Source organism: Streptomyces sp. NEAU-sy36, from assembly GCF_013423905.1.
In the GTDB taxonomy this organism is placed as follows: Bacteria; Actinomycetota; Actinomycetes; order Streptomycetales; family Streptomycetaceae; genus Streptomyces; species Streptomyces misionensis.
The window spans coordinates 7,689,567-7,715,072 of record NZ_CP058977.1; the positions used below are offsets into that span (position 1 = coordinate 7,689,567).

At 73.0% G+C, this 25,506-nt stretch carries 22 protein-coding genes and 1 riboswitch; of the genes, 9 read left to right on the forward strand and 13 right to left on the reverse strand.

The annotated features are described in order from the left end of the window. Positions 1 to 4: 4 nt before the first annotated feature. From HZZ00_RS33725 to HZZ00_RS33760, 8 genes are read right to left on the reverse strand one after another with little or no spacing between them, the layout of a single operon-like run. Positions 5 to 1,999, reverse strand: coding sequence for an NADH-quinone oxidoreductase subunit L (locus HZZ00_RS33725; RefSeq protein WP_180329868.1), 1,995 nt, complete (start codon positions 1,997 to 1,999; stop codon positions 5 to 7). Continuing rightward, positions 1,996 to 2,370 carry an NADH-quinone oxidoreductase subunit NuoK gene (nuoK, locus tag HZZ00_RS33730; protein WP_180329869.1) on the reverse strand — a complete coding sequence of 125 codons (375 nt, stop codon included), beginning with the start codon at positions 2,368 to 2,370 and terminating at the stop codon, positions 1,996 to 1,998. The genes HZZ00_RS33725 and nuoK overlap by 4 nt, the downstream gene beginning before the upstream one ends. Further along, positions 2,370 to 2,990, reverse strand: coding sequence for an NADH-quinone oxidoreductase subunit J (locus tag HZZ00_RS33735; RefSeq protein ID WP_180329870.1), 621 nt, complete (start codon positions 2,988 to 2,990; stop codon positions 2,370 to 2,372). The genes nuoK and HZZ00_RS33735 overlap by 1 nt, the downstream gene beginning before the upstream one ends. Next, a complete protein-coding gene (locus tag HZZ00_RS33740) occupies positions 2,987 to 3,541 on the reverse strand; it encodes an NADH-quinone oxidoreductase subunit I (RefSeq protein WP_180329871.1) in 555 nt (184 codons plus the stop codon). The genes HZZ00_RS33735 and HZZ00_RS33740 overlap by 4 nt, the downstream gene beginning before the upstream one ends. A 2-nt stretch (positions 3,542 to 3,543) precedes the next feature. Then, a complete protein-coding gene (locus tag HZZ00_RS33745) occupies positions 3,544 to 4,512 on the reverse strand; it encodes a complex I subunit 1 family protein (RefSeq protein ID WP_070026362.1) in 969 nt (322 codons plus the stop codon). Next, a complete protein-coding gene (locus tag HZZ00_RS33750) occupies positions 4,509 to 5,930 on the reverse strand; it encodes an NADH-quinone oxidoreductase subunit C (RefSeq protein WP_180329872.1) in 1,422 nt (473 codons plus the stop codon). The genes HZZ00_RS33745 and HZZ00_RS33750 overlap by 4 nt, the downstream gene beginning before the upstream one ends. Then, positions 5,927 to 6,538 carry an NADH-quinone oxidoreductase subunit B gene (locus tag HZZ00_RS33755; protein WP_070026364.1) on the reverse strand — a complete coding sequence of 204 codons (612 nt, stop codon included), beginning with the start codon at positions 6,536 to 6,538 and terminating at the stop codon, positions 5,927 to 5,929. Before HZZ00_RS33755 ends, HZZ00_RS33750 begins: the two co-directional genes overlap by 4 nt. Further along, the gene (locus HZZ00_RS33760; RefSeq protein ID WP_070026365.1) at positions 6,529 to 6,948 is read right to left on the reverse strand and encodes an NADH-quinone oxidoreductase subunit A; all 420 of its coding nucleotides are present in this window, start codon (positions 6,946 to 6,948) and stop codon (positions 6,529 to 6,531) included. The genes HZZ00_RS33755 and HZZ00_RS33760 overlap by 10 nt, the downstream gene beginning before the upstream one ends. A gap of 212 nt (positions 6,949 to 7,160) precedes the next feature. On the opposite strand from HZZ00_RS33760, the gene HZZ00_RS33765 reads away from it, so the two are divergent. The 6 genes from HZZ00_RS33765 (at position 7,161) to rarD (ending at position 15,241) form a co-directional block, all read left to right on the forward strand. Further along, positions 7,161 to 8,381, forward strand: a complete 1,221-nt coding sequence (locus HZZ00_RS33765) for a sensor histidine kinase (protein ID WP_180329873.1) — start codon at positions 7,161 to 7,163, stop codon at positions 8,379 to 8,381. 216 nt (positions 8,382 to 8,597) lie between these two features. Further along, the gene (locus tag HZZ00_RS33770) at positions 8,598 to 9,974 is read left to right on the forward strand and encodes a sensor histidine kinase (protein ID WP_180329874.1); all 1,377 of its coding nucleotides are present in this window, start codon (positions 8,598 to 8,600) and stop codon (positions 9,972 to 9,974) included. 151 nt (positions 9,975 to 10,125) lie between these two features. Next, complete coding sequence (locus tag HZZ00_RS33775; protein WP_306856200.1) at positions 10,126 to 10,785, forward strand: response regulator transcription factor; 660 nt, start codon at positions 10,126 to 10,128, stop codon at positions 10,783 to 10,785. A 272-nt stretch (positions 10,786 to 11,057) separates the two neighbouring features. Beyond that, positions 11,058 to 12,986: a 2-oxoacid:acceptor oxidoreductase subunit alpha gene (locus tag HZZ00_RS33780; RefSeq protein ID WP_180329876.1), complete on the forward strand. Its 1,929-nt coding sequence runs from the start codon at positions 11,058 to 11,060 to the stop codon at positions 12,984 to 12,986. Then, entirely contained in the window at positions 12,979 to 14,040 is a 1,062-nt protein-coding gene (locus tag HZZ00_RS33785; RefSeq protein ID WP_180329877.1) for a 2-oxoacid:ferredoxin oxidoreductase subunit beta, read from the forward strand. The genes HZZ00_RS33780 and HZZ00_RS33785 overlap by 8 nt, the downstream gene beginning before the upstream one ends. A 229-nt stretch (positions 14,041 to 14,269) precedes the next feature. Next, on the forward strand, positions 14,270 to 15,241 hold the full coding sequence (gene rarD / locus HZZ00_RS33790; RefSeq protein ID WP_180329878.1) for an EamA family transporter RarD: 972 nt from the start codon (positions 14,270 to 14,272) through the stop codon (positions 15,239 to 15,241). Positions 15,242 to 15,254: 13 nt separating this feature from the next. On the opposite strand, the gene HZZ00_RS38920 is transcribed toward rarD, so the two are convergent. From HZZ00_RS38920 to HZZ00_RS33805, 3 genes are all read right to left on the reverse strand, one after another. Next, entirely contained in the window at positions 15,255 to 16,442 is a 1,188-nt protein-coding gene (locus HZZ00_RS38920; protein ID WP_257585514.1) for a hypothetical protein, read from the reverse strand. A 260-nt stretch (positions 16,443 to 16,702) separates the two neighbouring features. Next, the gene (locus HZZ00_RS33800; protein ID WP_180329879.1) at positions 16,703 to 17,911 is read right to left on the reverse strand and encodes an outer membrane lipoprotein carrier protein LolA; all 1,209 of its coding nucleotides are present in this window, start codon (positions 17,909 to 17,911) and stop codon (positions 16,703 to 16,705) included. Between the two features lie 294 nt (positions 17,912 to 18,205). Then, positions 18,206 to 19,216, reverse strand: a complete 1,011-nt coding sequence (locus tag HZZ00_RS33805) for a polyprenyl synthetase family protein (RefSeq protein ID WP_180329880.1) — start codon at positions 19,214 to 19,216, stop codon at positions 18,206 to 18,208. Positions 19,217 to 19,717: 501 nt separating this feature from the next. After that, positions 19,718 to 19,957, forward strand: a riboswitch (cyclic di-AMP (ydaO/yuaA leader). Positions 19,958 to 19,960: 3 nt separating this feature from the next. On the opposite strand from HZZ00_RS33805, the gene HZZ00_RS33810 reads away from it, so the two are divergent. Continuing rightward, positions 19,961 to 20,446: a transglycosylase SLT domain-containing protein gene (locus tag HZZ00_RS33810; protein ID WP_070025347.1), complete on the forward strand. Its 486-nt coding sequence runs from the start codon at positions 19,961 to 19,963 to the stop codon at positions 20,444 to 20,446. A 30-nt stretch (positions 20,447 to 20,476) separates the two neighbouring features. On the opposite strand, the gene HZZ00_RS33815 is transcribed toward HZZ00_RS33810, so the two are convergent. Continuing rightward, entirely contained in the window at positions 20,477 to 21,289 is an 813-nt protein-coding gene (locus tag HZZ00_RS33815; RefSeq protein ID WP_180329881.1) for an HAD family hydrolase, read from the reverse strand. 293 nt (positions 21,290 to 21,582) lie between these two features. On the opposite strand from HZZ00_RS33815, the gene fahA reads away from it, so the two are divergent. After that, the gene (gene fahA / locus HZZ00_RS33820) at positions 21,583 to 22,803 is read left to right on the forward strand and encodes a fumarylacetoacetase (protein ID WP_180329882.1); all 1,221 of its coding nucleotides are present in this window, start codon (positions 21,583 to 21,585) and stop codon (positions 22,801 to 22,803) included. Between the two features lie 205 nt (positions 22,804 to 23,008). Further along, positions 23,009 to 23,947 (forward strand): M56 family metallopeptidase, encoded by a 939-nt coding sequence (locus HZZ00_RS33825; protein WP_180329883.1) that lies wholly within the window; start codon positions 23,009 to 23,011, stop codon positions 23,945 to 23,947. A gap of 79 nt (positions 23,948 to 24,026) precedes the next feature. On the opposite strand, the gene pntB is transcribed toward HZZ00_RS33825, so the two are convergent. Beyond that, positions 24,027 to 25,502, reverse strand: coding sequence for a Re/Si-specific NAD(P)(+) transhydrogenase subunit beta (gene pntB / locus HZZ00_RS33830; protein ID WP_180329884.1), 1,476 nt, complete (start codon positions 25,500 to 25,502; stop codon positions 24,027 to 24,029). Between the last annotated feature and the right edge of the window lie 4 nt (positions 25,503 to 25,506).

Genomic DNA, 25,506 nt, shown 5'->3' on the forward strand with positions numbered 1-25,506 from the left:
CTGCTCACGCTCCCGTGGCGACGAGGACGACGGCGACCGCGAGGACGACGGTGCCGGCGAGCAGCGCGCTCACATAGGTCTGCACATTGCCGGTCTGGGCGCGGCGTACGGCGGCCCCGAGCAGCCGGGGCAGCGCGCCGGCGGCGCCGACGTAGGTGTCCACGACCTCGCGGTCGAGGAACCGGACGAGGCTCGCCCCGGCCCGTACCGGGCGGACGAACAGCGCGTCGTAGACCGCGTCCAGGTGGAAGCCGACGGCCGCGTGCCGGTGCAGCGGGCCGAGCAGCACCCGTCCGGGGTCCGCCGGGTCGGGGGCGTAGGCGATGTCGCCGTAGGCCGGGGTGTGGGTGGCGATGGCCTCGGCCTCGACCCGTCCGGCGTCGGCCCCGGGGTGGGCGGCGACCGCGCCGAGCGGGGGGCTGACCAGGTTCCGGGTGGTGCGCTGCCACACGCCGTAGGTGAGCAGCCCGCCGGCCACGGCGAGGCCGGTGCCGAGGACGGAGGTGAGCGCGGTCGGGGCCAGGGACCGGCCGTCGAACCAGCCGGGCAGCGCCCGGTAGGCGAACCCGCCGAAGGCCAGCGAGGGGATCGCGAGGACCCACAGCACCACGGTCATGCTCAGCGGCCGGCGGCCGTGGTCGGGGACCTCGGCGCCCCGGCCGTGGAAGGCCAGCAGCCACAGCCGGGTGGCGTAGGCGGCGGTCAGTACGGCGGTGACCAGTCCGGCCACGAGGACCAGCCACCCGGCCGCGCCGGGCACGTGCGCGGTGTGGCCGCCGGCCGCGTGCTCGGCGGCGCCGAGGACGGACTCCTTGGAGAAGAAGCCGCTGAACGGCGGGATCGCGGCGAGCGCGAGCAGTGCCACGGTCATCGTCCAGTAGGCGTCCGGGACGCGGTCGCGCAGTCCGCGCATGCGGGACATGGCGGCCAGCGAGTTGGTGCCGGTGGCGTGGATGACCACACCGGCGGCGAGGAACAGCAGCGCCTTGAAGGCGCCGTGGGACAGGAGGTGGAAGACGGCGGCACCGCGGTCGCCGACGGCGAGGGCGCCGGTCATGTAGCCGAGCTGGCCGATGGTCGAGTAGGCGAGGACGCGCTTGATGTCGTCCTGGGCGAGGGCGGCCAGTGCGGAGCCGGTCATGGTGACGGCGGCCATCACGGCCAGCACCAGCATCGCGGCCCCGGAGGCCTCGAACACCAGGAGGAGACGGGCGACGAAGTAGACGCCGGCGGCGACCATCGTGGCGGCGTGGATCAGCGCGGAGACGGGTGTCGGGCCCGCCATGGCGTCCGGCAGCCAGGTGTGCAGCGGGAACTGCGCCGACTTGCCCGCCACGCCGGCGAGCAGCAGCAGGGCGACGACGGTCGGGTGGTGCAGGCCGCCGCTCGCGACGGTGCCGAGGACGCTGGTGACGCGGAACGAGCCGGCGTCGGTGGCGAGCGCGAACAGGCCGATCAGGAACGGCACGTCGCCGAGCTTGGTGACCAGGAACGCCTTGAGGGAGGCGGCGCGGGCCTCGGGGGTCTCCCAGTAGTGCCCGACCAGGAAGTAGGAGCAGATGCCCATGACCTCCCAGCCGACCAGCAGCACGATCAGGTCGCCGGAGTAGACGACGAGCAGCATCGCGGAGGTGAACAGGGAGACGAGGGCGGCGTACGAGGGGTAGCGCGGGTCGTGGCGGAGGTAGCCCGTGGAGTAGATCTGCACGCAGGACGCGACGAAGGCGACCAGGATCGCGACGAGCGCGGCGAAGCCGTCGATGTGCAGGGCCAGCTCGACGGGGACCGAGCCGGTGGGGGTCAGCTCCGTGTGGGCGTCCAGGGCCGGTCCGCCGCCCTGGCGCACGGCGACCAGCGCGGCCGACGCCAGCGAGGCCAGCGGGGGCAGCACGGCGAGCGGGCGGACGAAGCCGGGCGCGGTGCGGCCGAGGAGCAGTCCGGCCGCGGCACCGAGGAAGGGCAGCAGGGGGACGAGTACGGCGAGGGTGGTCGTGGTCACGCGGTGGCCTCGGTCTTCTCCGCCGCGGCGGCACTCGGCTCCGCGCCGTCGGGGCGCTCGGCGGTGTCGCGGAGCTTGTCGATGTCGGAGGTGCCGCGGTTGCGGTACACGGCGAGCACGATCGCCAGGCCGATGCCGATCTCGGCGGCGGCGATGGCGATGGTGAACAGGGTCAGCGCCTGACCGGAGTGCAGGGTGTCGCGGGCGGCGCGGCTGAGCCAGACGTCGAAGGCGACCAGGTTGAGGTTGACGGCGTTGAGCATCAGCTCGACCGACATCAGCACCAGGATGGCGTTGCGCCGGGCGAGGACGCCGTACAGGCCGGTGCAGAACAGGAGGGCGGAGAGTACGGCGGGGTAGACGAGGTGCATCAGCGGGCGCCGTCCTTCCCGGCGGGGACGGGTGCCGGCGTGCCGTCGGCCGCCGCGGTGCCGCCGGCGTCCGCCCCGGCCCTGGCCTTGCGGGACAGGACGATGGCGCCGACCAGGGCGGCGAGGAGCAGCACGGACAGCGCCTCGAAGGGCAGCACCCAGTACCGGAACAGGCTCGCGCCGGTGACGTGGGTGGCGCCGGCGGCCGGTCCGCTCAGGTCCATCCAGGTCGCGCGGAAGGCGTCGACGACCACCCACACCAGGGCGACCGCGGCGGCGACGGCGACGCCGAGGGCGGCCCAGCGGTTGCCTGAGTCGGCGTCCGGGGAGCGGCCGATGGGCGCCCTGGTGAGCATCAGCCCGAACAGCAGGAGGACGACGACGGAACCGACGTAGATCAGGACCTGCACCCAGGCGATGAACTCGGCGGTGAGCAGCAGGTACTCCACGGCGAGTCCGCCGAGCGCGACCACCAGCCACAGGGCGGCGTGCACCAGTTGCCGGGTGGTGACGGTGATCAGCGCGGCGCCGAAGGTGACCAGGCCGACCAGGAGGAAGGCGATCTCGACACCGGTCGGCGAGAGGAAGCCGTGCGGGGCCGCGGCGAGGGCGGGGCTCATGCGTCGCCCTCCTCGGCCTCGGTCTTCCGCGCGGCGGCGAGCTTGTCGGCGGTCTTGCGGGCGGCGGCGATCTCCTTCGGCTCCTCCGCGCCCGGGTCGAGGGCGGGCGGCGCCGGGACGGTCCACATCCACTCACGGAGCTTGTCGCGCTCATGGGTGAGGTCGCGGATGTCGGTCTCGGCGTACTCGAACTCCGGGGACCAGAACAGCGCGTCGAAGGGGCAGACCTCGATGCAGATGCCGCAGTACATGCACAGCGCGAAGTCGATGGCGAACCGGTCGAGGACGTTGCGGCTGCGCTCACGGCCGCCGGGGGCGGCGGGCGGGACGGTCTCCTTGTGGGAGTCGATGTAGATGCACCAGTCGGGGCACTCGCGGGCGCACAGCATGCAGACCGTGCAGTTCTCCTCGAACAGCCCGATCACGCCCCGGGTGCGGGGCGGGAGTTCGGGCAGGACGTCCGGGTACTGCTCGGTGCCGTGCTTCCGTGTCATCGTGCGCAGGGTGACGGCCAGGCCCTTGGCGAGTCCGGAACCGGGAATCGGAGCCATGGTTAGCTGATCACCACCTTGACGATGCCGGTGAGGGCGATCTGGACGAGGGAGAGGGGCACGAGGAGGGTCCAGGACAGCTTCTGGAGCTGGTCCTCGCGCAGCCGCGGGTAGGTGACGCGCAGCCAGATGACGACGAAGGCGAGGACCGCGGTCTTCAGCAGGGTCCACACCCAGCCGAGCCCGCCGTCGCCCCAGGGGCCGTGCCAGCCGCCCAGGAAGAGAACGGTGGTCAGGCCGCACAGCACCACGATGCCGGCGTACTCGGCGAGCAGGAACAGGGCGAAGCGCAGGCCGGTGTACTCGGTGTACGCGCCGAAGATGATCTCCGAGTCGGCGACGGGCATGTCGAACGGCGGGCGTTGCAGCTCGGCGAGTCCGGCGACGAAGAAGACGACCGCGCCGATGATCTGCCAGGGCAGCCACCACCAGTGGAAGGCGTGCAGGATGCCTTGCAGGGAGACCGTGCCGGCCGCCATCGCGACGGAGGCCGCGGCGAGCAGCATCGGCAGTTCGTAGGCGAGCAGCTGGGCGGCGGTGCGCAGGCCGCCGAGCAGCGAGAACTTGTTGGCGCTGGCCCAGCCCGCCATGAGCGAGCCGAGCACGCCGACGCCCATCACCGCCAGCGCGAAGAACACACCGGCGTCCAGGGCCTGGCCGACGGCGCCCTCGCCCGGGCCGACGGGGATGACGAGCAGCACGAGCAGGTAGGGCAGCAGGGCCACGGCGGGCGCGAGCTGGAAGACGCGGCGGTCGGCGTCCGCCGGCACCACGTCCTCCTTCTGCGCGAACTTCACGCCGTCCGCGATCAGCTGGGCCCACCCGTGGAACCCGCCCGCGTACATCGGTCCGAGCCGCCCCTGCATATGGGCCATCACCTTGTGCTCGGTCTGCCCCACCACCAGCGGGAAGACCAGGAACACCAGGAACACCGCGACGACCCGCAGCACGACGTCCAGCACACCGCTCACTGCGGGCCTCCTGTCGGGTCGGTCGGCGGGTCGTCGGGGGTGTCGGGGTCGTCCGGGGTGCCGGGGGTGCCGGGAGCGGGTTCGCGCCCGTCCCGGCCGGGGTCGGGCCGGGGCTCGGGCGAGGGTGAGGTCTGCGACTCGGCCGCCTCCGGAGCCGGACTCGACTCGGACGAGCGCGGCTCGGCTGAGGCCGACTCGGGCGAGCCCGGTTCGGTGGAGGCCGGCGTGGGCTGTGGTGCCGCCGGGGCGTCGGGGGCCGGGCGGGCGTGGTGCCACGGGGCGTCGGAGCTGCGCGGGGCCGGGCGGCGGGCCGTGCCGGCCTGGCCGGGCACCGGTTCCGTCGGTTCCGTGGCGCGCTGGGAGGCCGAGCCCTGGGAGGCGCTGCGGTTGCGACGGGGGCGGGCCGGTGCCGGACCGGGCTCGTGCGCCACCGACGCCTCCGCCGCGGGACCCTCGGTCCGCGCGGTCCGCGCGCCGTCCCCCTCGGCCGCGGCCTGCTTCCGCTCCGCCGCGTCCTCGCCCCGCGCCGCCGTCGACGCCTGGCTCACCGAGCCCTCGTTCGCGCTGCGCGTCCTGCGGGGACGCGCCGGGGCGCCCTCCCCCGCCGGTGCCTGACTCGCCGAGCCCTCGCTCGCACTGCGCATCCGGCGCGGGCGGGCGGAAGCGGCGCCCTCGGGCGCCGTCGTCTGGCTCGCCGAGCCCTCGCTCGCGCTCCGCGTCCGGCGCGGGCCCGCCGGAGCGGCGCCCTCGGTGGCGCCGGGCTGCTGCGCCGAGCCCTCCGCCGCCGTGCGGGTGCGGCGGACCGGGCGGTCCCCGGCGGCGCGGGCGGGGCGGGCCGGGGCCGGGGGCAGCTGGCCCTTGAGGGGGCCCCACTCGTTGGGGTCGGGGACGCCCGGCGGCAGCATCTGGCGGCGCTTGGGTCCGCCGTGCTCGGACTCGCCGGGCTCTTTGGCGCCGGGCCACGCCTTGGCGACCCGGGCGGCGAGGACGAAGTCCTTGCGCAGGGGGTGGCCCTCGAAGTTCTCGGGGAGGAGCAGGTGTTCGAGCGAGGGATGGCCCTCGAAGGTCACCCCGAACATTTCGTGGGTCTCCCGCTCGTGCCACGCCGCGCCCGCGTACACGCCCACGGCGGACGGCAGCACCGGCGCCTCGTGCGGAACCGTCGTGCGCAGCAGAAGGCGCCGCACCGGGTGCAGGGCGACCACGTGGGCCGCGACGCGGAAGCCGACGCCGGGTTCGTCCACCGCGCTGAGCCAGTCGAAATAGGTGCAGGTCAGCGTCGTACGGGCCGTCTCCAGGGCGTCCAGCCAGCTGGACGGCGGGACGTCCACGGTCAGGACCTCGTACGACTCCTCGGCCACCGCCTCGGGCCCGAAGAGTTCCCCGGCGGGGGCGGGCAGCCAGCCGGCCGTGCTCATCGCGCGTCCCCCTCGGAGCCGTCTCCCGCCGGGGCCGGCGGCCGCACCAGACCGCTCTGCAGCGCGGCCGCCGACGGACGCCCGGCGCCGGTGCCGTACCGCTCCCCCAGCGACTCGGCCGCGATCTTCTCCTGGAGCTTGAGGATGCCCTGGAGCAGCGCCTCGGGGCGCGGCGGGCAGCCGGGGACGTACACGTCCACCGGGATGATCTGGTCGACGCCCTTGGTGACGGAGTACGAGTCCCAGTACGGCCCGCCGCAGTTGGAGCACGCGCCGAACGAGATGACGTACTTCGGCTCGGGCATCTGTTCGTACAGTCGCTTGACGGCCGGGGCCATCTTGTCCGTGACCGTGCCGGAGACCACCATCAGGTCGGCCTGGCGGGGCCCCGGCGCGAAGGGGATGACGCCGAGCCGGATGAAGTCGTGACGGGCCATCGACGCGGCGATGAACTCGATCGCGCAGCAGGCGAGGCCGAAGTTGAAGACCCAGAGCGAGTAGCGGCGGCCCCAGTTGAGGACCACCTTCATGGGCTCGGGGGCCAGACGGGCCAGCGCGCCGAGCCGCTTGGGCTCCGGGAGGTACACGGGGTCCGGGGTCACGTCCATGTCAGGACGCCCTTCTTGTATGCGTACAGCAGGCCCACGGCGAGGAAGCCGAGGAAGATGAACATCTCCACGAGGGTCGTCGCGCCGTAGCCGGGGGCGGCGAAGACCGTCGCCCAGGGGAACAGGAAGACCGAGTCGACCGCGAAGATCACGTACAGGAAGGCGTAGACGTAGTAGCGGACCTGGGTGTGGGCCCAGCCCTCGCCGACGGGGTCGACGCCGCACTCGTAGGTCAGGAGTTTCTCCGGGGTGGGCACCACGGGGCGCAGCAGCCGGCCGGCGCCGAAGGCGACCGCGACGAACAGCACGCCGACGACGGCGAGCAGTCCCACGGCCGAGTACGACCGGAAGTAGCCGGCCGCGATGACGTGCGCCGTGGCGGCCGTCGAGTCCCCCAGCGTCTCCCGCACGGTCCCGTCCCTCGCTCCCTGACCTCGTGACCTGTACGCACGGGAGTCTAGGCCCTGATAAAGAGGCGGTAAGCAGGCAGTCACGCCGGGAGAGGTCCGCGGCGGGCGGGCGGCGGCGCCCCGGGGCCCCTGGGTGGTGGGGTTTTCCCCCGTCGGCGCAGGGCGGCGCACCGCATGGCGCGAGGGGTGTCCCACACGGCAGGCTGGCCGTTATGACCGCACCCAGCTCCGCCGGCCACCGGCACGGCACCGGCCCCGTCCGGACCGACGGTGCCGACGGCCCCGACGGCTCCGACCGCCTGCCGCCGATCAGGCCGGCCTACGACGCGCACACCTGGAAGGAGATCGCGCACCTCCTGCTGAACCTGCCGGTGACGGTGTTCGGCTTCTGCTACGCGATCACCGTGCTGGCCGTCGGCGGCACCCTCACCCTCACCGTGGTCGGTCTGCCGCTGCTGGCGCTGTCCCTGCTGGGCTCCCGGCAGCTGGGCAAGCTGGAGCGGGCGCGGGCCCGGGCGCTCCTCGGGGTCCGGGTGGAGGAGCCGTCGCCGCTGCCGTTCGCCCGCGCCGAAGGCGTGTTCCAGCGGCTGTGGATGGCCGTCAAGGACCCGGTGGGCTGGCGGACGCTGCTGTACGACGCGATACGGCTGCCCTGGGGCATCTTCACCTTCTGCACCGTGCTGGCCTCGCTGTTCGTGCTGTGGCCGCTGCTGCCGTACCTCGCCAGGGGCCTGGCGAACGCGGACCGGGCGATGGTGCGCGGGCTGCTGTCCCCCTCCGACGAGCTGGAGCGCCGAATAGCGGAGCTGGAGTCGGACCGGGGCGTGGTGGTGGACACCGCCGCCGCCGACCTGCGCCGCATCGAGCGCGATCTGCACGACGGGGCCCAGGCCCGGCTGGTCAACCTGGCCATGGGGCTGGGCCTGGCCAAGGAGAAGCTGCTGGAGGACCCGGACTCCGCGGCGGCGATGGTGGAGGAGGCGCACGGCGAGGTGAAGCTGGCCCTCCAGGAGCTGCGCGACCTGGCCCGGGGCATCCACCCGGCCGTGCTCACGGACCGGGGTCTGGACGCGGCTCTTTCGTCGGTCGCCTCGCGCTGCACCGTGCCGGTGAAGGTGACCGTGGACCTCGCGGACCGCCCCGCCGCGGCCATCGAGGGCATCGCCTACTTCACGGTCTCCGAGCTGCTGCAGAACGTCAGCAAGCACAGCGCGGCCCGGTCCGCCTCGGTCGAGGTGTGGCGTGCGAAGGACCGGCTGCTGATCCAGGTCCAGGACGACGGCCGGGGCGGTGCCCGGCTGGACGGCGGCAGCGGGATGCGCGGCCTCGCGGACCGGCTGGGCGCGGTGGACGGCCTGTTCGCCGTGGCGTCGCCGGCCGGCGGCCCGACGGTGGTCACGGCCGAACTGCCCTGGCGCGACCGCGAGGAGTAGCCGCGCGGGAAGCCGCACGTGCCGCCGCGCGGCGGCGGGCGTGCCGCGCGGTGCGGTGCCGCGCCGGGCGGCGGCCGGGAGGCCGCGGGACCGGGTGGGGTGGGGAAAACCCCCGCTCGAAGAGGCCGATGGTCTCCATGGTCCGCGGGGGTGCGGCGCACGAGTCTTGAGTCAGGGGCGAAAGCGCCGCTCGACGAGGAGAACGGGACGGATTCGATGGCCACGGAGTACGGACACGGCGGGTACGGGCCCGGGCGGGGGTACGACGACTGGGATTCCGGTTGGTCCACCGGCTCCCCCGGGAGCGGTCGCCGCCACCGGCTGCCCGCCGCGCTGCGGGCGCCGGTGGAGGCCCGCACCTGGCGCGAGCTGGGGTACGTCCTGCTGAGCCTGCCGGTCTCGGTGGTGCTGTTCACCTGGACGGTGACGATGGTGTCGCTGGGCGCGGGCCTGCTGGTGACCTTCCTCGGCGTCCCGGTGCTGGCGGCGGCCCTGGCCGGCTGCCGGGGCTTCGGCGCGCTGGAACGGGCCCGGGCGCGGGCGCTGCTGGGTGTGGACGTGCGGGGCCCGGAGCCGCTGCGGGTGCGCAAGCCGGGCGCGCTGGCCTGGATGGGCGCGGTCCTCAAGAGCGGCGCCTCCTGGCGGAACCTGCTGTACACGCTGGTGCAGTTCCCCTGGGCGCTGTTCTCCTTCGTCGTGGCGGCGGCCCTCTACCCGCTCGGCTGGAGCCTGCTGACCTACCCGCTGTGGTTCTGGGTCTTCCCGACGTACGCGGGGCAGGCCGGGCTCCAGCTCTACGGCGACGAGCACCACCGGATCTACCTGGACAACCCGTTCGAGATCACCGTGACCACGCTGGTCGGACTCGGCTTCACGCTGGCCACGCCGTGGCTGGTGCGCGCCCTGACGACGGTGGACGGGTTGCTGGTGCGGGGGCTGCTCGGCCCGTCGCTGCTGTCGGAGCGGGTGGTGGAACTGGAGTCGGACCGGGGTGTCGTGGTGGACACGGCCGCCGCCGACCTGCGCCGCATCGAGCGCGATCTGCACGACGGGGCCCAGGCCCGGCTGGTCGGTCTGGCCATGGACCTGGGGCTGGCGAAGGAGAAGCTGCGGGAGGACCCGCAGGCGGCGGCCCGCATGGTGGAGGAGGCCCACGGCGAGGTGAAGACGGCCCTGCAGGAGCTGCGCGACCTGGCCCGGGGCATCCACCCGGCCGTGCTGACCGACCGGGGCCTGGACGCGGCCCTGTCCTCGGTCGCCTCCCGCTGCACCGTGCCGGTCCGGGTCGAGGTGGACCTGCCGTCCCGCCCGGCGCCGGCCATCGAGGGCATCGCCTACTTCACCGTGTGCGAGCTGCTGCAGAACGTCTCCAAGCACAGCCGGGCACGGTCCGCCTCGGTCGACGTGTGGCGTTCGGAGAACCGGCTGATGCTCCAGGTGAGTGACGACGGCGTGGGCGGCGCGGACGCCGCGGCCGGCTCGGGCCTCGCGGGTCTGCGGGGCCGGCTGGACGCGGTGGACGGCGTGCTGCTGGTCGACTCCCCGGTGGGCGGTCCCACCCGTGTGATCGCGGAGCTGCCCTGGCGTGGCTGACCTGCGGATACAGCCGCCGTCGACAAGTTATCCACAGGGCACGGCACGCTCCCGGCCGTTTCCTGGAATGCTTGGGTCCCGTAAAGGCGCGTCCCCACGAGGGCGTCGTCACGGGACCGGGTGTACGGGGGCATGAGGCGTGGAGAACAGGGTGCGGGTGGTCATCGCCGAGGACTCGGTGCTGCTGCGGGAGGGTCTGACCCGGCTGCTCACCGACCGGGGGCATGACGTGGTGGCCGGCGTGGGGGACGCCGAGGCGCTGGTGAAGACCATCGCCGATCTGGCCGGCGAGGGCGCGCTGCCGGACGTGGTGGTGGCGGACGTGCGGATGCCGCCGACGCACACCGACGAGGGGGTGCGGGCGGCCGTGGCCCTGCGCCGGCGGCATCCCGGCCTCGGGGTGCTGGTGCTGTCGCAGTACGTGGAGGAGCGGTACGCCACCGAGCTGCTGGCCGGTTCCTCCCGGGGCGTGGGCTATCTGCTCAAGGACCGGGTCGCGGAGGTCCGCGAGTTCGTGGACGCGGTGGTGCGGGTCGCCGAGGGCGGTACGGCGCTGGACCCGGAGGTGGTCGCGCAGCTGCTGGGCCGCAGCCGCAAGCAGGACGTGCTGGCCAAGCTCACCCCGCGCGAGCGCGAGGTGCTGGGACTGATGGCGGAGGGGCGTACGAACTCGGCGATCGCCCGGCAGCTCGTGGTCAGCGACGGCGCGGTGGAGAAGCACGTCAGCAACATCTTCCTCAAGCTCGGCCTGGCGCAGAGCGACGGCGACCACCGGCGCGTGCTCGCCGTGCTCACCTATCTGAACTCCTGATCGGCCCCGTCCCGGCGCCGGCCGGGGGCCACGGCGTCAGGGGCGCGTCAGAGCCTCCGGCTTCCGTGGGAAAGACGGGTACCCGGCAGGGGAGCGGAGGAGGGAAGCGGGGAAGGAAGCCCTGACATGTCAGCGCGACACGCCGTCTCGAAACGTCGTCCCAATCTGCGGATGACCGCGGGAAGGCGACCCTAACCGACGTAGGGTTGATCCTGGGATGGTCCGTGGTGCGACCACGCCCCGGACAGCCGCCTCGAAGGAGGTCCAGTTCAGTGACCAGCCAGGTCAGTAGCCAGGCGGAGCAGGCCGACGGATCAGTAGTCGGGGAGCAGCGCAAACCGGGCGGCACGAAGGACGTGCGCCGCCTGGACCGGGTGATCATCCGGTTCGCGGGGGACTCGGGTGACGGCATGCAGCTCACCGGGGACCGATTCACCTCGGAGACCGCTTCCTTCGGCAACGACCTCTCCACCCTCCCGAACTTCCCCGCCGAGATCCGTGCCCCCGCAGGCACCCTCCCCGGCGTCTCCTCGTTCCAGCTCCATTTCGCCGACCACGACATCCTCACCCCGGGTGACGCGCCGAACGTCCTCGTCGCGATGAACCCGGCGGCCCTGAAGGCCAACATCGGGGATCTGCCGCGCGGCGCCGAGATCATCGTGAACACGGACGAGTTCACCAAGCGGGCCCTGCAGAAGGTGGGCTACGACACCTCGCCGCTGGAGGACGGGTCGCTCGACGGCTACGGCCTCCACCCGGTGCCGCTGACCACCCTGACGGTGGAGGCCCTCAAGGAGTTCGACCTGTCCCGCAAGGAGGCCGAGCGAAGCAAGAACATGTTCGCCCTCGGCCTGCTGAGCTGGATGTACCACCGGCCCACCGAGGGCACCGAGAAGTTCCTGAAGTCGAAGTTCGCGAAGAAGCCGGAGATCATGGCGGCGAACATCGCCGCGTTCCGCGCGGGCTGGAACTTCGGCGAGACCACGGAGGACTTCGCGGTCTCCTACGAGGTCGCCCCGGCCGCCAAGGCCTTCCCGGTGGGCACCTACCGGAACATCTCCGGCAACCTGGCCCTGGCCTACGGCCTGATCAGCGCGTCCCACCAGGCGGAACTCCCGCTGTTCCTGGGCTCGTACCCGATCACCCCGGCCTCCGACATCCTGCACGAGCTGAGCAAGCACAAGAACTTCGGCGTGCGGACCTTCCAGGCGGAGGACGAGATCGCGGGCATCGGCGCGGCGCTGGGCGCGGCGTTCGGCGGTTCGCTCGCGGTCACCACGACGTCCGGCCCCGGTATCGCGCTGAAGAGCGAGACGATCGGCCTGGCGGTCTCCCTGGAGCTGCCGCTGCTGGTGGTGGACATCCAGCGCGGCGGTCCGTCCACGGGTCTGCCGACCAAGACCGAGCAGGCGGACCTGCTCCAGGCGATGTACGGCCGCAACGGCGAGGCGCCGGTCCCGGTGATCGCGCCCAGAACCCCGGCCGACTGCTTCGACGCGGCCCTGGAGGCGGCCCGGATCGCACTGACGTACCGCACCCCGGTGATGCTGCTCTCCGACGGCTACCTGGCCAACGGCTCCGAGCCGTGGCGCATCCCCGAGGTGGACGAACTGCCGGACCTGCGCGTCCGGTTCGCCTCCGGCCCGAACCACACGCTGGCCGACGGCACCGAGGTCTTCTGGCCGTACAAGCGGGACCCCCGGACCCTCGCCCGCCCCTGGGCGGTGCCGGGCACCCCGGGCCTGGAGCACCGCATCGGCGGCATCGAGAAGCAGGACGGCACGGGCAACATCTCCTACGACCCGGCCAACCACGACTTCATGGTCCGCACCCGCCAGGCCAAGATCGACGGCATCGAGGTCCCGGACATCGAGGTGGACGACCCGCACGGCGCGAGGACCCTGGTCCTCGGCTGGGGCTCGACGTACGGCCCGATCACGGCGGCGGTACGGCGGCTGCGTACGGCCGGCGACGCGATCGCGCAGGCGCATCTGCGCCACCTCAACCCCTTCCCGCGCAATCTCGGCGCGGTGCTCGCGCGCTACGACAAGGTCGTGGTCCCGGAGATGAACCTGGGGCAGCTCGCGACGCTGATCCGGGCGAAATACCTGGTCGACGCCCATTCGTACAACCAGGTCAACGGTATGCCGTTCAAGGCGGAGCAGCTCGCCACGGCGCTGAAGGAGGCCATCGATGACTGACACCGCGGGCGGACTGCTGCAACTGGTCCCCAAGGCCGAGGCCAAGCAGTCGATGAAGGACTTCAAGTCGGACCAGGAGGTGCGCTGGTGCCCGGGCTGCGGTGACTACGCGATCCTCGCCGCCGTACAGGGCTTCATGCCCGAACTCGGCCTGGCCCGGGAGAACATCGTCTTCGTCTCCGGCATCGGCTGCTCCTCCCGCTTCCCGTACTACATGAACACCTACGGGATGCACTCCATCCACGGCCGCGCCCCCGCCATCGCCACCGGCCTCGCCAGTTCCCGCCGCGACCTCAGCGTGTGGGTGGTCACCGGCGACGGCGACGCGCTGTCCATCGGCGGCAACCACCTGATCCACGCCCTGCGCCGCAACGTCAACCTCAAGATCCTGCTCTTCAACAACCGGATCTACGGCCTCACCAAGGGCCAGTACTCGCCCACCTCCGAGGTCGGCAAGATCACCAAGTCCACGCCGATGGGCTCGCTGGACGCGCCCTTCAACCCGGTGTCCCTGGCCCTCGGCGCGGAGGCGTCCTTCGTGGCCCGGACCATCGACTCCGACCGCAAGCACCTCACCGAGGTGCTGCGCGCCGCCGCCGAGCACCCGGGCACCGCGCTGATCGAGATTTACCAGAACTGCAACATCTTCAACGACGGCGCGTTCGACGCCCTCAAGGACCGCGAGCGGGCCGAGGAGGCACTGATCCGGCTGGAACACGGCCGGCCCATCCGCTTCGGCCCCGACGGCACGCGCGGCGTCGTCCGCGACCCGCGGACCGGGGACCTGGAAGTGATCACCGTGACCGCGGAGAACGAGGCGGACCTCCTGGTCCACGACGCCCACGCCGCGTCCCCGACCACCGCCTTCGCCCTCTCCCGGCTGGCCGACCCGGACACCCTGCACCACACCCCGATCGGCGTCTTCCGCTCCATCGAGCGGCCGGTCTACGACGTCCAGATGAGCGACCAGCTGGATGCCGCGATCGAGCAGAAGGGCAAGGGCGACCTGGCCGCGCTGCTCGCGGGCGGCGACACCTGGACGGTCGTCGGCTGACGGTCCACAGCCCCACCGCACCACCGGCTGCGCCGCTCGGCGCCTCGCGAGGCCCGGGACCCCCGTCCCGGGCCTCGACGCGTGTCCGGCGGCTCCCCGGGGGTGCCGCTTCTCTCCCGCCCCGCCTGTCATGACCGTATTCCGAAACGGACATGACAGGCGGGGGCGCCCGGCGCTACCTTCGTCCCCGCGCGTACGCCGACGCGTGGAGGAGTCAGAGGGAGGGTCCGTGGCCGGGGCATCCAAGGGTGAGCACCGCATAGGTCTGCTGAACGGTTTCGCCGCCTATGGCGCGTGGGGCCTGGTCCCCCTCTACTGGCCGCTGCTGAAGCCGGCCGGGGCGGTGGAGGTCCTGGCCCACCGCATGGCGTGGTCCCTGCTCTTCGTCGTCGCGGCCCTGCTGTTCGTACGGCGCTGGGCCTGGGTCGGCGAACTGCTGCGCCAGCCGAGGCGGTTGGCGCTCATCGCGGTGGCGGCGGCGGTGATCACCGTCAACTGGGGTGTCTACATCTGGGCGGTGAACTCCGGCCATGTGGTCGAGGCGTCCCTCGGCTACTTCATCAATCCGCTGGTCACCATCGGCATGGGTGTGCTGCTCCTGAAGGAGCGGCTGCGGCCCGTGCAGTGGGCGGCGGTCGCGACCGGCTTCGCCGCCGTCGTCATCCTGACCATCGGCTACGGCCGCCCGCCGTGGATCTCGCTCTGCCTCGCCTTCAGCTTCGCCACCTACGGGCTGGTGAAGAAGAAGGTCGCGCTCGGGGGCATCGAGTCACTGGCCGCGGAGACCGCGATCCTGTTCCTGCCCGCGCTCGGCTACCTGCTGTGGCTCACGGCGCAGGGCCGTTCCACCTTCACGACGGAGGGCGTGGGCCACGGGGCCCTGCTCGCCTCCACCGGCGTCGTCACCGCCCTCCCCCTGGTCTGCTTCGGCGCGGCGGCGATCCGCGTCCCGCTGTCCACCCTGGGCCTGCTCCAGTACCTGACCCCGGTCTTCCAGTTCCTCCTGGGCATCCTCTACTTCCACGAGTCCATGCCCCCCGAGCGCTGGGCCGGTTTCGCCCTGGTGTGGGTGGCCCTGCTGCTGCTGACGGGCAGCGCGCTGCACACGGCGCGCGGGCAGCGGAAGGCGGCGGTCGTGCCGGCCGCCGCGGTGGAGACGTCCGGGGCGAAGTCCCCGGACCAGGCGTCGCTGGAAGCCTGACGGCCCCGGCCGGTCACCCGGCCGCGCGGGCGGCCCGGTCGGTGAGGCGGAGCATGCGGGCGCGGGCGGACTCCAGGGGGCGGGGGTCGTCGGCCGCGGGGCCCGGCTCGGCGGCCAGGTCCGTCCAGAGGCCGATCAGGTCACGCCCCAGCCGCAGGCCCTCCTCCGGGTCGCGCACGGCACGCCAGGCGGTCGACGCGCTCTGCACGTTGCCGTACGCCGCCTCGGCGTCCCCGGCGGTCCGGCGCAGCCGGGCCAGGTCGAGGGAGAGCCGGCAGGCGCGCACCGGCTCGCCCGCCAAGTAGGCGATGTAGGCGGCCAGTTCGCGCAGGTGCAGCACCTCGGCGTGCCGGGGGCCCAGCACGGTGGCGGCCTCCTCGACCGTGCGCTCGACGAGTTCGGCCGCGGCGTCGATCCGGCCCGCCCGCACGGCCTCGTTGATCCGCGTCATCGGCTCGGTGAGCAGTTCCGCGCCCTCCCGCGTCTCCGTGACCGGGCCGTCGCCCAGCACCTCCTCGGCCACGGCGTCGAACCCGCGGGGCGGGGTGGGGGTGGCGGTGGTGGGCGCGGAGGACTCGGTGGGCCAGTCGGTGGTGGTGGGGGACTCGGAGGCCGGGGGTCCGGCGGTGACGACGGCGTCCGTGAGCGGTTCCGGCCCTTCCACGACCGGCACCGGCACGGCGGGCACGGACACGGGCACGGCGGGCACGGCGGGCGGTGGCACGACGGTCACGGCGGGCGGTGGCACGACGGTCACGGGCGCCGGAGAGGCGGGTGCCGGGGCCGAAGAGGCGGGTGCCGGGGCCGGAGAGGCGGGTGCCGGGGCCGCCATGACGGGGGCCGGGCCGAACGCGCCCCTGGGCGTGCGCGGCCTCCCCGAGGGCGCGAACTCCGGGGACTCCGCCGGGGCCACCCGTACGGCCTTCCCCGTGACCCGGCTGGAGCCGTCCGCCGAGACCTCCAGCGGGACGACACAGCCGGCGCGGTCGTCCTGGATGGTGGCGCGTATGGGGGCGCCGAGGCTGATGGCCAGGCGCTGGAGGTGGTTCAGCACGGCCTGCTGGATCTCCTCGCCCGGCTCCGCCACGACGGCCGTACCGCCCACGGAGGCGCCGCCCGCGCCGTACACCCGCACGGGCACCGCCGCCGGGTGGGCCACGGGCCCCGGCGCCCGCTTCTTCTCGAAGCTCAGTCGAGCCATCGGTCCTTCCCTCACTCCCCCGTGCCGCGATCCGGCCGTACGCATCCTGCCGACCAGTGTGCTGGTTCCACCCCGGCCCCCGCGTCACCACGACGTCACAGCCTCGTCCCAACGGACCGGCGCCGCAGGTCCGCGGCTCGCCGGGGGCCGCGCGGGGTACTGCTCAACGACGCGGCGGCGGACCCGGTGCGCCGCCGGGAGGGGCACATGCGAAAGGGAGCCGACGGCGCTGCCTCGGCTCCCTCGCGGACCGCTGCGGGCTACTTGCCCGCGTCCGCCGCCTTCACCAGCGCGTCCTTGGTGACCGCGCCGGCGTAGACCTTGCCGTCGTCGGTGATCAGGGCGTTGACCAGGCGGGTGGAGAAGACGGTGCCCTTGCCGAACGAGCCGGAGACCTTCTCGCCCAGGGATCCGAGGAAGCCGGCCGCGTCGCCGCCCTTGGCCCCGGTGGGCAGACCGCCCTTGGCGCCGGTGTCGAAGGTGGCGATGGAGGTCCAGCCCTTGCCGAGGACGGTCGGTCCCGCGGCGCCTTCCAGACCCTTGCCCCGGATACCCTCCAGCCCCTTGCCGGGCCGCTGCGCGCCCTTGCCCGGCGCGTCCTCGCGCTCGGTGACCTTCGCGCCCTTCGGCGGGGTGAAGGCGAAGGCCGAGGCGGCCGGGCGGGCGAAGGAGACCTCGGTGAAGCCCGCGTCGAGCACCGCGGCGCCGCCGCTCTTCGGGGTCAGCGTGAACTTCAGCGGCATGCCCGTCCTGGCGTCCACCGCGATGCTGATCGCGCCGACCGTGGTGCCGGACTGCCGGGGCTTGATCAGCAGCTTGTAGGCGTCGCGCCCGGCTACGTGGGCGGTGCCGTCGACGGTCACGGACGTGGTGTCGTCCACCGACTTCAGGGCCTCGTCGGCGAAGTCCTTGGGCGTGGCCGGGGGCTCGGCCCGCCGGTCCTGGCCGGCCGGCGCGGTGCCGTGGGAGACCTGGTTGCTCTTGCTGTCGTAACCCCAGACGTCCTTGCCGTTGTGGATGACGCTGTACTCGGCGCCCTGCTCGACGAGCGTCAGCTTCTGCCGGTCGGGGCCGTCGGCGGCGACGCGCAGGGTGTGCGTGCCGGTGACCAGCTCGGTGAGGCGGGACTGCGGGTCGGCGGGACCGGACCCCGCGCCGCGGGTCATGCCGGAGGTGAGGCCGCTCTCCAGGCCTCCGAGGTCGGGCAGGCCCAGGTCGGTGCCGACCTTCACGGTGCCGGACAGCCGCTGCACGTCGGACGCGGCGATCTTCTGGATGAGCTGCTGGGCGGTGATCCGGGGCAGGTCGGGGTCGCCGGAGTCGGCGAGGGCCGGGACCAGCCCGATCGTGGCCGCCGCCACCCCCACCACCGCGACCGGGACGGCGTACCGGGCGGCCCTGCGGCGGCCCGAGCGCGCTTCCTCGGCCCGGTCGGCGCCCTGTGCGTCGTCGGATTCGTACGGTGCCATGTGTGCCTTACCTCCGTCGTCGGCGGCGGCTGCTCTCACGCTGGTCCACCCGAGCCGCCGGTCTCACCCGAATCGGTGAGGAGTGGTGATGTCCGTGGTGTCCATACGACCAAATCCGCGCTGAGGAATCGTCAGACCACGGAGGCAACTCGGCGTACGACTGCGGTATGACACGCAAGGGACACCCCTAGGGGCTCGAACGGATCCCTATGGGCAGGATGGAGCACCCGGGCGGGCACGGCCACCCGGTGGGCGCCGGACGGGTCGGTCCCCGGCGTCCACCGGACCGGCCGGTCACCCGGTGCGGTGCACCACCGCGTCGCACAGCTCGATCAGCGCGACCTTGGCGTCGCACTCGCGCAGCGGCGCCAGCGCGGCGCGTGCCTCCTCGGCGTAGCGCACGGTGTCCCGGCGGGCCTGCTCCAGTGCCGGGTGGGCGCGCAGCGCGGTCAGCGCCTCGGCGTGCCGGGCGTCGTCGCTGAGGTCGGAGTCCAGCAGCTCGCACAGGGCGATGTCCTCCGGCAGGCCGAGCCGGGCGGCGCGCTCGCGCAGCCGGAGCACGGGGAGGGTCGCGATGCCCTCGCGCAGGTCGGTGCCGGGGGTCTTGCCGGACTCGTGGGAGTCGGAGGCGATGTCCAGGTAGTCGTCGGCGAGCTGGAAGGCCACGCCGAGCCGCTCGCCGTACTGGGTGAGCACGTCCACGACCGTCTCGTCGGCGCCGGACATCATCGCGCCGAACCGGCAGGAGACCGCCACCAGGGAGCCCGTCTTGCCGGCGAGCACGTCCAGGTAGTGCTCCACCGGGTCACGGCCGTCGGTGGGGCCCGCGGTCTCCAGGATCTGGCCGGTGACCAGCCGTTCGAACGCGAGGGCCTGCACCCGGACCGCCTCGGGGCCGAGGTCGGCGAGGATCTGGGAGGCGCGGGCGAAGAGGAAGTCGCCGGTGAGGACCGCGACGGAGTTGCCCCAGCGGGTGTTGGCGCTGTCCACGCCCCGGCGTACGGCGGCCTCGTCCATGACGTCGTCGTGGTACAGCGTGGCGAGGTGGGTCAGCTCCACCACCACGGCCGACGGCACCACTCCGGGCGCGTAGGGGTCGCCGAACTGCGCCGCGAGCATCACGAGCAGCGGCCTGAACCGCTTCCCGCCGGCCCGTACGAGGTGCTGCGCGGCCCCGGTGATGAACGGGACCTCGCTCTTGGTGGCCTCTAGCAGGCCTTCCTCGACAGCCGCCAATCCGGCCTGGACATCGGCTTCGAGAGCCTGGTCCCGCACGCTCAGCCCGAACGGCCCGACGACGGTCACGAGGGGTCTCCTGTCTGCTGGTGTCTGCTGGCGATTACACGGTTTGTCGATAGGTCGCTGCCATCACTCAAGTCAGCGTATCCGGTCCGGTTTCGATCACCGATAGCGCCCACCCGTCCAGCCCGGGCGGTATCGGAGCACATCCGGCACCCCTTCGATCGGATGAGAAGAACAGACATTTCTCGACTTAACAGGAAAATCCGAGCTTCGTCGCGAGCCCCGAGGTGAGCGGAGCATCCGCGCCACCCCACCGGGGGACGAATGCCGGGAATCCCCCATGCCCGATTTAACACAGTTTGCCATTTGGTGAATTGGGCCACACCCGCCCCCTGCCGCCGGCCGGCCACCCGGGACCCCCTATCGCCTTGCCCGGCAAGCGAGTTGAACGTTGGCAATCGCAAAGGATCAAGTACCCCATAGGCTAATGATCAAGGTCAAATGCCTCATCGGATGAATCCGGCACTTGTTCCCGACATGTGCTCTCGCATACGTTCCCGACCCATCGGGCGGACGCCGAATCCTGCCGCCGCCCGTACACCCATCAACGAACTCATTCGTACGGCAGGAGCGGGGGACCCAGGTAAGTCGCCGGACCGGACGACACACGTGACGCAGCGCATGCCGCGACACGCGGTCGCACCGGGTCGGCTTGGGGTTAAGCCGTGCCTCTCGCGGGGCACGGCCGGGCACCTCCCCGCCCGAACCCGACAGCTCACCTCGCAGGCGTAGGAGAGGAACGTCCCCATGCCTGCTGCCGTTCAGTCGCGCCGCACCCGCACCAACCGCGTCGTCCGTATGCTCGCCGTCGCCGGCACCGGCGCCGCCGTGATCGCCATGCCGCTCGTGGGGGCCGCCAGCGCCTCCGCGGCCACCGCCACCACCTCGGCCTCCGTCACCACCGCCGGGTACCCGAACAACCTCGACGGCTGGATCCGCGAGTCCCTGGCGATCATGAGCCAGAAGGGCATCCCGGGCTCCTACAACGGCATCTACCGCAACATCATGCGCGAGTCCTCGGGCAACCCGAACGCCATCAACCTGTGGGACTCCAACGCCGCCAAGGGCATCCCGTCCAAGGGCCTGCTCCAGGTGATCGACCCGACCTTCAACGCGTACCACGTGGCCGGAACCTCCTGGAACATCTACGACCCGGTCGCCAACATCACCGCCGCCTGCAACTACGCGGCCCACCGCTACGGCTCCATGGACAACGTCAACAGCGCCTACTGACCGGCGCCCGCCCGGGTCGACGGCACCCCGTCAACCCGCCGGGAACAGTCTTTCGAGGACGACGGCGATGCCGTCGTCCTCGTTCGACGTGGTGACCTCGTCGGCCACCGCCTTCAGCTCCGGATGGGCGTCGGCCATGGCGACCCCGTGCGCCGCCCACCGGAACATCGGGACGTCGTTGGGCATGTCGCCGAAGGCCAGCGAGCGTTCCGCGGCGACACCGAGCCGCTCGGCGGCCAGCGCCAGACCGGTCGCCTTGGTCACCCCGCACGGCTGGAGCTCCACCGTCCCCGGACCCGACATGGTGACCGTGGCCAGCGGCCCCACCACCGAGCGCGCCACCGCCGCCAACTCGTCGTCGGACAGGGTGGCGTGGCGCAGCAGCACCTTGCTGATCGGCGCCCCCCACAGATCGTCGCGCCGGCCCACCCGCACCGCGGGCAGCGTCGGATGGGGCATCCGGTAGCCCGGCTCGATCAGCGTGAGCCCCTCCACCCCGTCCTGGTCGACGGCCGCGTACACCTGCCCCACCTCGGCCTCGATCTTGCCGAGCGCGGCCTCGGCCTGCTCCCGGTCGAGCCGCACCGACCACAGCAGGCGGTCGGCCCCGGCGTCGTAGACCTGCGCCCCCTGCCCGCACACCGCGAGCCCCGTGCAGCCGAGGGCCGCCAGCAGCGGCCGCACTCTGGGGGCCGGACGGCCGGTCACCACCAGGTGCCGGGCGCCGGTCCGGGCCGCCCGCGCGAGCGCCGAGAGCGTGCGCTCGGAGACGGTGTCGTCGCCGCGCAGCAGCGTCCCGTCCAGGTCGGTGGCGATCAGTGCGTACGCGGGGGAGGGTGCCATGAGCAGAGAATACGGATCCCGCGACTCCGCCGACTCATCCGTCGTCGCGCGTACTTGCGTGCCGACCGCCCCCAAGTGCGCGCCGTGGCGCCCCTGATGGGGACCTGCCGCGGGCCGCGGCCGGATGTGCCGCCGGGCGCGCGGCACGGTCCGGGGGCCCGGCCCGGCCGGCCGGGGCGCGGCCGGGGCGCCCCCGGCGGGCACTGCCCAAGAGGCGCGTCGCGGCCGTAACGTGTGGCCGACCACATGGAACAGCGCCATGCATGGCCCGGATGAGAGCGAGGCAGTACCCCATGCCCCCCTTCGACGTCCCCGAGGGCGACCCCTTCGGTCCGCACAACCTTCCCTATGGCGTGTTCTCGCCCTCCGGCAGCCGGGAGCGCCGGGTCGGCGTCCGGCTCGGGGACCAGGTCCTCGACGCGGGCGCCGCGGCCGCCGCCCTGGGCTCGCCGCACCACGCGCTGCTCGCCCGCCCCACCCTCAACCCACTGCTCGCGGCGGGCCGCGCCGCCTGGTCCGAGGTGCGCGCCGCGATCACCTCCTGGGTCACCGACCCCGCGCACCGCGAGACCCTGGAGCCGCTCTTCCACCCGCTGTCCGAGGTGGACCTGCACCTGCCCTTCGAGGTCGCGGACTACGTCGACTTCTACGCCTCGGAGAACCACGCCCGCAACGTCGGCAAGATCTTCCGCCCGGACGCCCCGGACTCCCTCACCCCGAACTGGAAGCACCTGCCGATCGGCTACCACGGCCGCGCCGGCACCGTGGTGGTCTCCGGCACGGACGTCGTACGGCCCTCCGGGCAGCGCAAGGGCCCCGCCGACCCGGCGCCCGTGTTCGGGCCGTCGATCCGGCTGGACATCGAGGCCGAGGTCGGCTTCGTCGTGGGCGTGCCGACCGAGCTGGGGTCCCCGGTCGCGCTCGGCGACTTCCGGGAGCACGTCTTCGGGCTGTGCCTGCTCAACGACTGGTCGGCGCGGGACATCCAGGCCTGGGAGTACGTGCCCCTCGGCCCGTTCCTCGGCAAGTCGTTCTCGACCTCGGTGTCGGCGTGGATCACCCCGCTGGAGGCCTTGGAGCACGCCAAGACGGCCCCGCCCGAGCGCACCCACCCGCTGCTCCCCTACCTGGACGACGCCGCCCCCGGCATCGAGCCCGGCGGCTACGACCTGCGGATCTCGGTCGCCGTCAACGGCCACGTGGTGTCCGAGCCGCCGTTCTCCACCATGTACTGGACCGCCGCGCAGCAGCTCGCCCAGATGACGGTCAACGGCGCCTCGCTGCGCACCGGCGACCTGTACGGCTCCGGCACCGTCAGCGGGCCCGACGAGCGGCAGCGCGGCTCGCTGCTGGAGCTGACCTGGAACGGCCGTGACCCCCTCGACCTCCCCGACGGCAAGCGCGCCTTCCTGGAGGACGGCGACGTGGTGACGCTGTCGGCGTGGGCCCCGGGCCCGAACGGGACCAGCGTCGGACTCGGCGAGGTCACCGGGCGGATCGTGCCGTCGGTCTGATCCGGCACCGGGCGCCGCGCGCGGATGCCGGAGCGGACGGTCTGTGTTCCGGTACCTGACTCGCGGCGCCCCTCTTCGTCATACTGGCGAGGACAGGCACCACACCCCGGCGGGCGCCCGCGCGCACCGCCCCACGCCGCACCACCCGTACCCGCACCGCCCCTTTCCTTCCCGCCCCTCTCGGACCAGGAACCGGAGCCCCGGCATGACCGTCTGCCTGCTCCTGCTGAGCGTCGTCGCACTGACGGCGGCCGTACCGGCACCGCGCGCGCTGACCCGGGCCGACTGGCCCGAACGGGAACCCGTGGTCGCGCTGTGGGTGTGGCAGTGCCTGGTCGCCACCGTCCTGCTGTGCTGTCTGGCCGGGCTGACCCTCGGCGCCGCGGCCGTCTTCCGCACCGTGCGCGACCATGTGTTCGCCCCCGCGCCGCCCGCCGTCACGGCCGCCTACGACCTCTCCGCGGCCCCGGTGTGGGCCGCCCTGCTCACCGTGGGGCTGGCCTGCGGGGCCGCCTGGACGACCGCGATGCTCGGCCGGGAACTGGTGGAGGTCCGCCGCAGCCGGGGCCAGGCCCGCGCCCAACTGCGGGAGCGGGCGCCGGATCTGCCGGCCGGGCTGCCGGCCGCGCGCGGCCCGATGCTGGTCCTGGAGGACGAGTATCCGGACGCCTGGTGGCTGCCGGGCCACCCCCCGCAGCTGGTGGTGACCACCGGGGCGCTGCACCGGCTCACCGGCCATCAGCTGGACGCCGTCCTCACCCATGAACGCGGCCACGCGCGCGCCCACCACGACTGGCTGCTGCACCTGTCCGCCGCGCTCGCCGCGGGCTTCCCCCGGGTGCCGCTCTTCGCCCACTTCCGCGACCAGACCCACCGTCTGGTGGAACTGGCCGCCGACGACGCCGCCTCCCGGCGCTGCGGCCATCTGACCACCGCCCTCGCGCTGATCGAGCTCAACCAGCACCGGGGCGTCCTGTCCTGCGCCTCCAGCCGCCGGCTGCTGGGCGAGCGGGTGGACCGCCTGCTGGAGCCGCCCCCTCGGCTGCTGCGCCGCCACCGGGCCCTGACCACGACGGTGGCCGCGCTGGTGCCGCTCCTGCCGCTGCTGATCACCTTCGCGCCGGGGCTGACGGCGCTGTCCTGAACCGGTCGTGACGAGGGCCCGGCGACTCTTGCCGCCGGGCCCTGACGAAGCGTCACATGCGTGGGGGAAAGCCCTCGGACTACACCGCGGCGTGCATCGTCCGGGCCGCGGAGAGCGCCCCCACGATGTCGTCGACCCGTGCCTTGGCGTCGCCGAAGAGCATCTGGGAGTTCTCCCGGAAGAACAGCGGGTTCTGCACACCCGCGTAACCGGTGGCCATGGAGCGCTTGAAGACGACGACGTTCCGCGCCTCCCAGACCCGCAGCACCGGCATGCCCGCGATCGGGCTGGCGGGGTCCTCGGCCGCGGCCGGGTTGACGGTGTCGTTGGCGCCGATGACCAGGACGACGTCGGTCTCGGCCAGGTCGTCGTTGATCTCGTCCATCTCCAGCACGATGTCGTAGGGCACCTTCGCCTCCGCCAGCAGCACGTTCATGTGCCCGGGGAGCCGCCCGGCGACGGGGTGGACGCCGAAGCGGACGTCGACACCGCGCTCGCGCAGCAGGCGGGTCAGCTCGGCCACCGGGTACTGCGCCTGGGCGACGGCCATGCCGTAACCCGGCGTGATGACCACGCTCGACGCGGCGGCCAGCAGTTCGGCGGTCTCCTCGGCCGAGATCTCGCGGTGCTCACCGTGCGCGCCGCCGTCGGAGGCCGTGGCCTCGATGCCGAAGCCGCCGGCGATGACCGAGATGAACGACCGGTTCATCGCCTTGCACATGATGTAGGAGAGGTAGGCACCGGAGGAGCCGACCAGGGCGCCGGTGACGATCAGCAGGTCGTTGTCGAGCAGGAAGCCCGAGGCCGCCGCGGCCCAGCCGGAGTAGCTGTTGAGCATCGAGACCACGACCGGCATGTCACCGCCGCCGATGGAGGCGACCAGGTGCCAGCCCAGGGCCAGGGCGACCAGGGTGATCAGCCCGAGCACGAGCGTGCCCGTGCCGTCGGTCCGGTCGTGGGAGACGACGACGTAGGCCGCGGTGAGCCCTGCGAAGACGACGAGCGCGCCCACGTTGATGAGGTTCTTGCCCGGCAGCATCAGCGGGGCGCCCTTGATCCGCGCCGACAGCTTGAGGTTGGCCACGATCGAGCCGGTGAAGGTGACCGCACCGATGAAGATGCCGATGGCGATCTCGGCGTTGTGGATGTGCCACAGCGAGATCGGCGACTCGGACGGTGCGCGGGCCAGCAGGCCCTCGCGGTGGCCGACCCAGCCGATCAGCACGGCGGCCAGGCCGACGAAGGAGTGCAGCAGCGCGATCAGCTCGGGCATGCCGGTCATCCGGACGATCCGGGCACGCCACAGGCCGATCACCGCGCCGACCAGGACGGCGACGAACATCAGGACGATGCCGAGCGTGCTGTTGTCGCCGGCCTGGTCGTGGCCGTCCTCGATGACGTGGACGATGGTGGCGACCAGGGCGACGCCCATGCCGGTGACGCCGTAGACCCAGCCCTGCCGGGCGCTTTCGTGTCTGGACAGTCCGGCGAGGCTGAGGATGAAGAGCAGCGCGGCGATGATGTACGCCGCGGTGGCCATGGCGGAGACGGTCATGTCG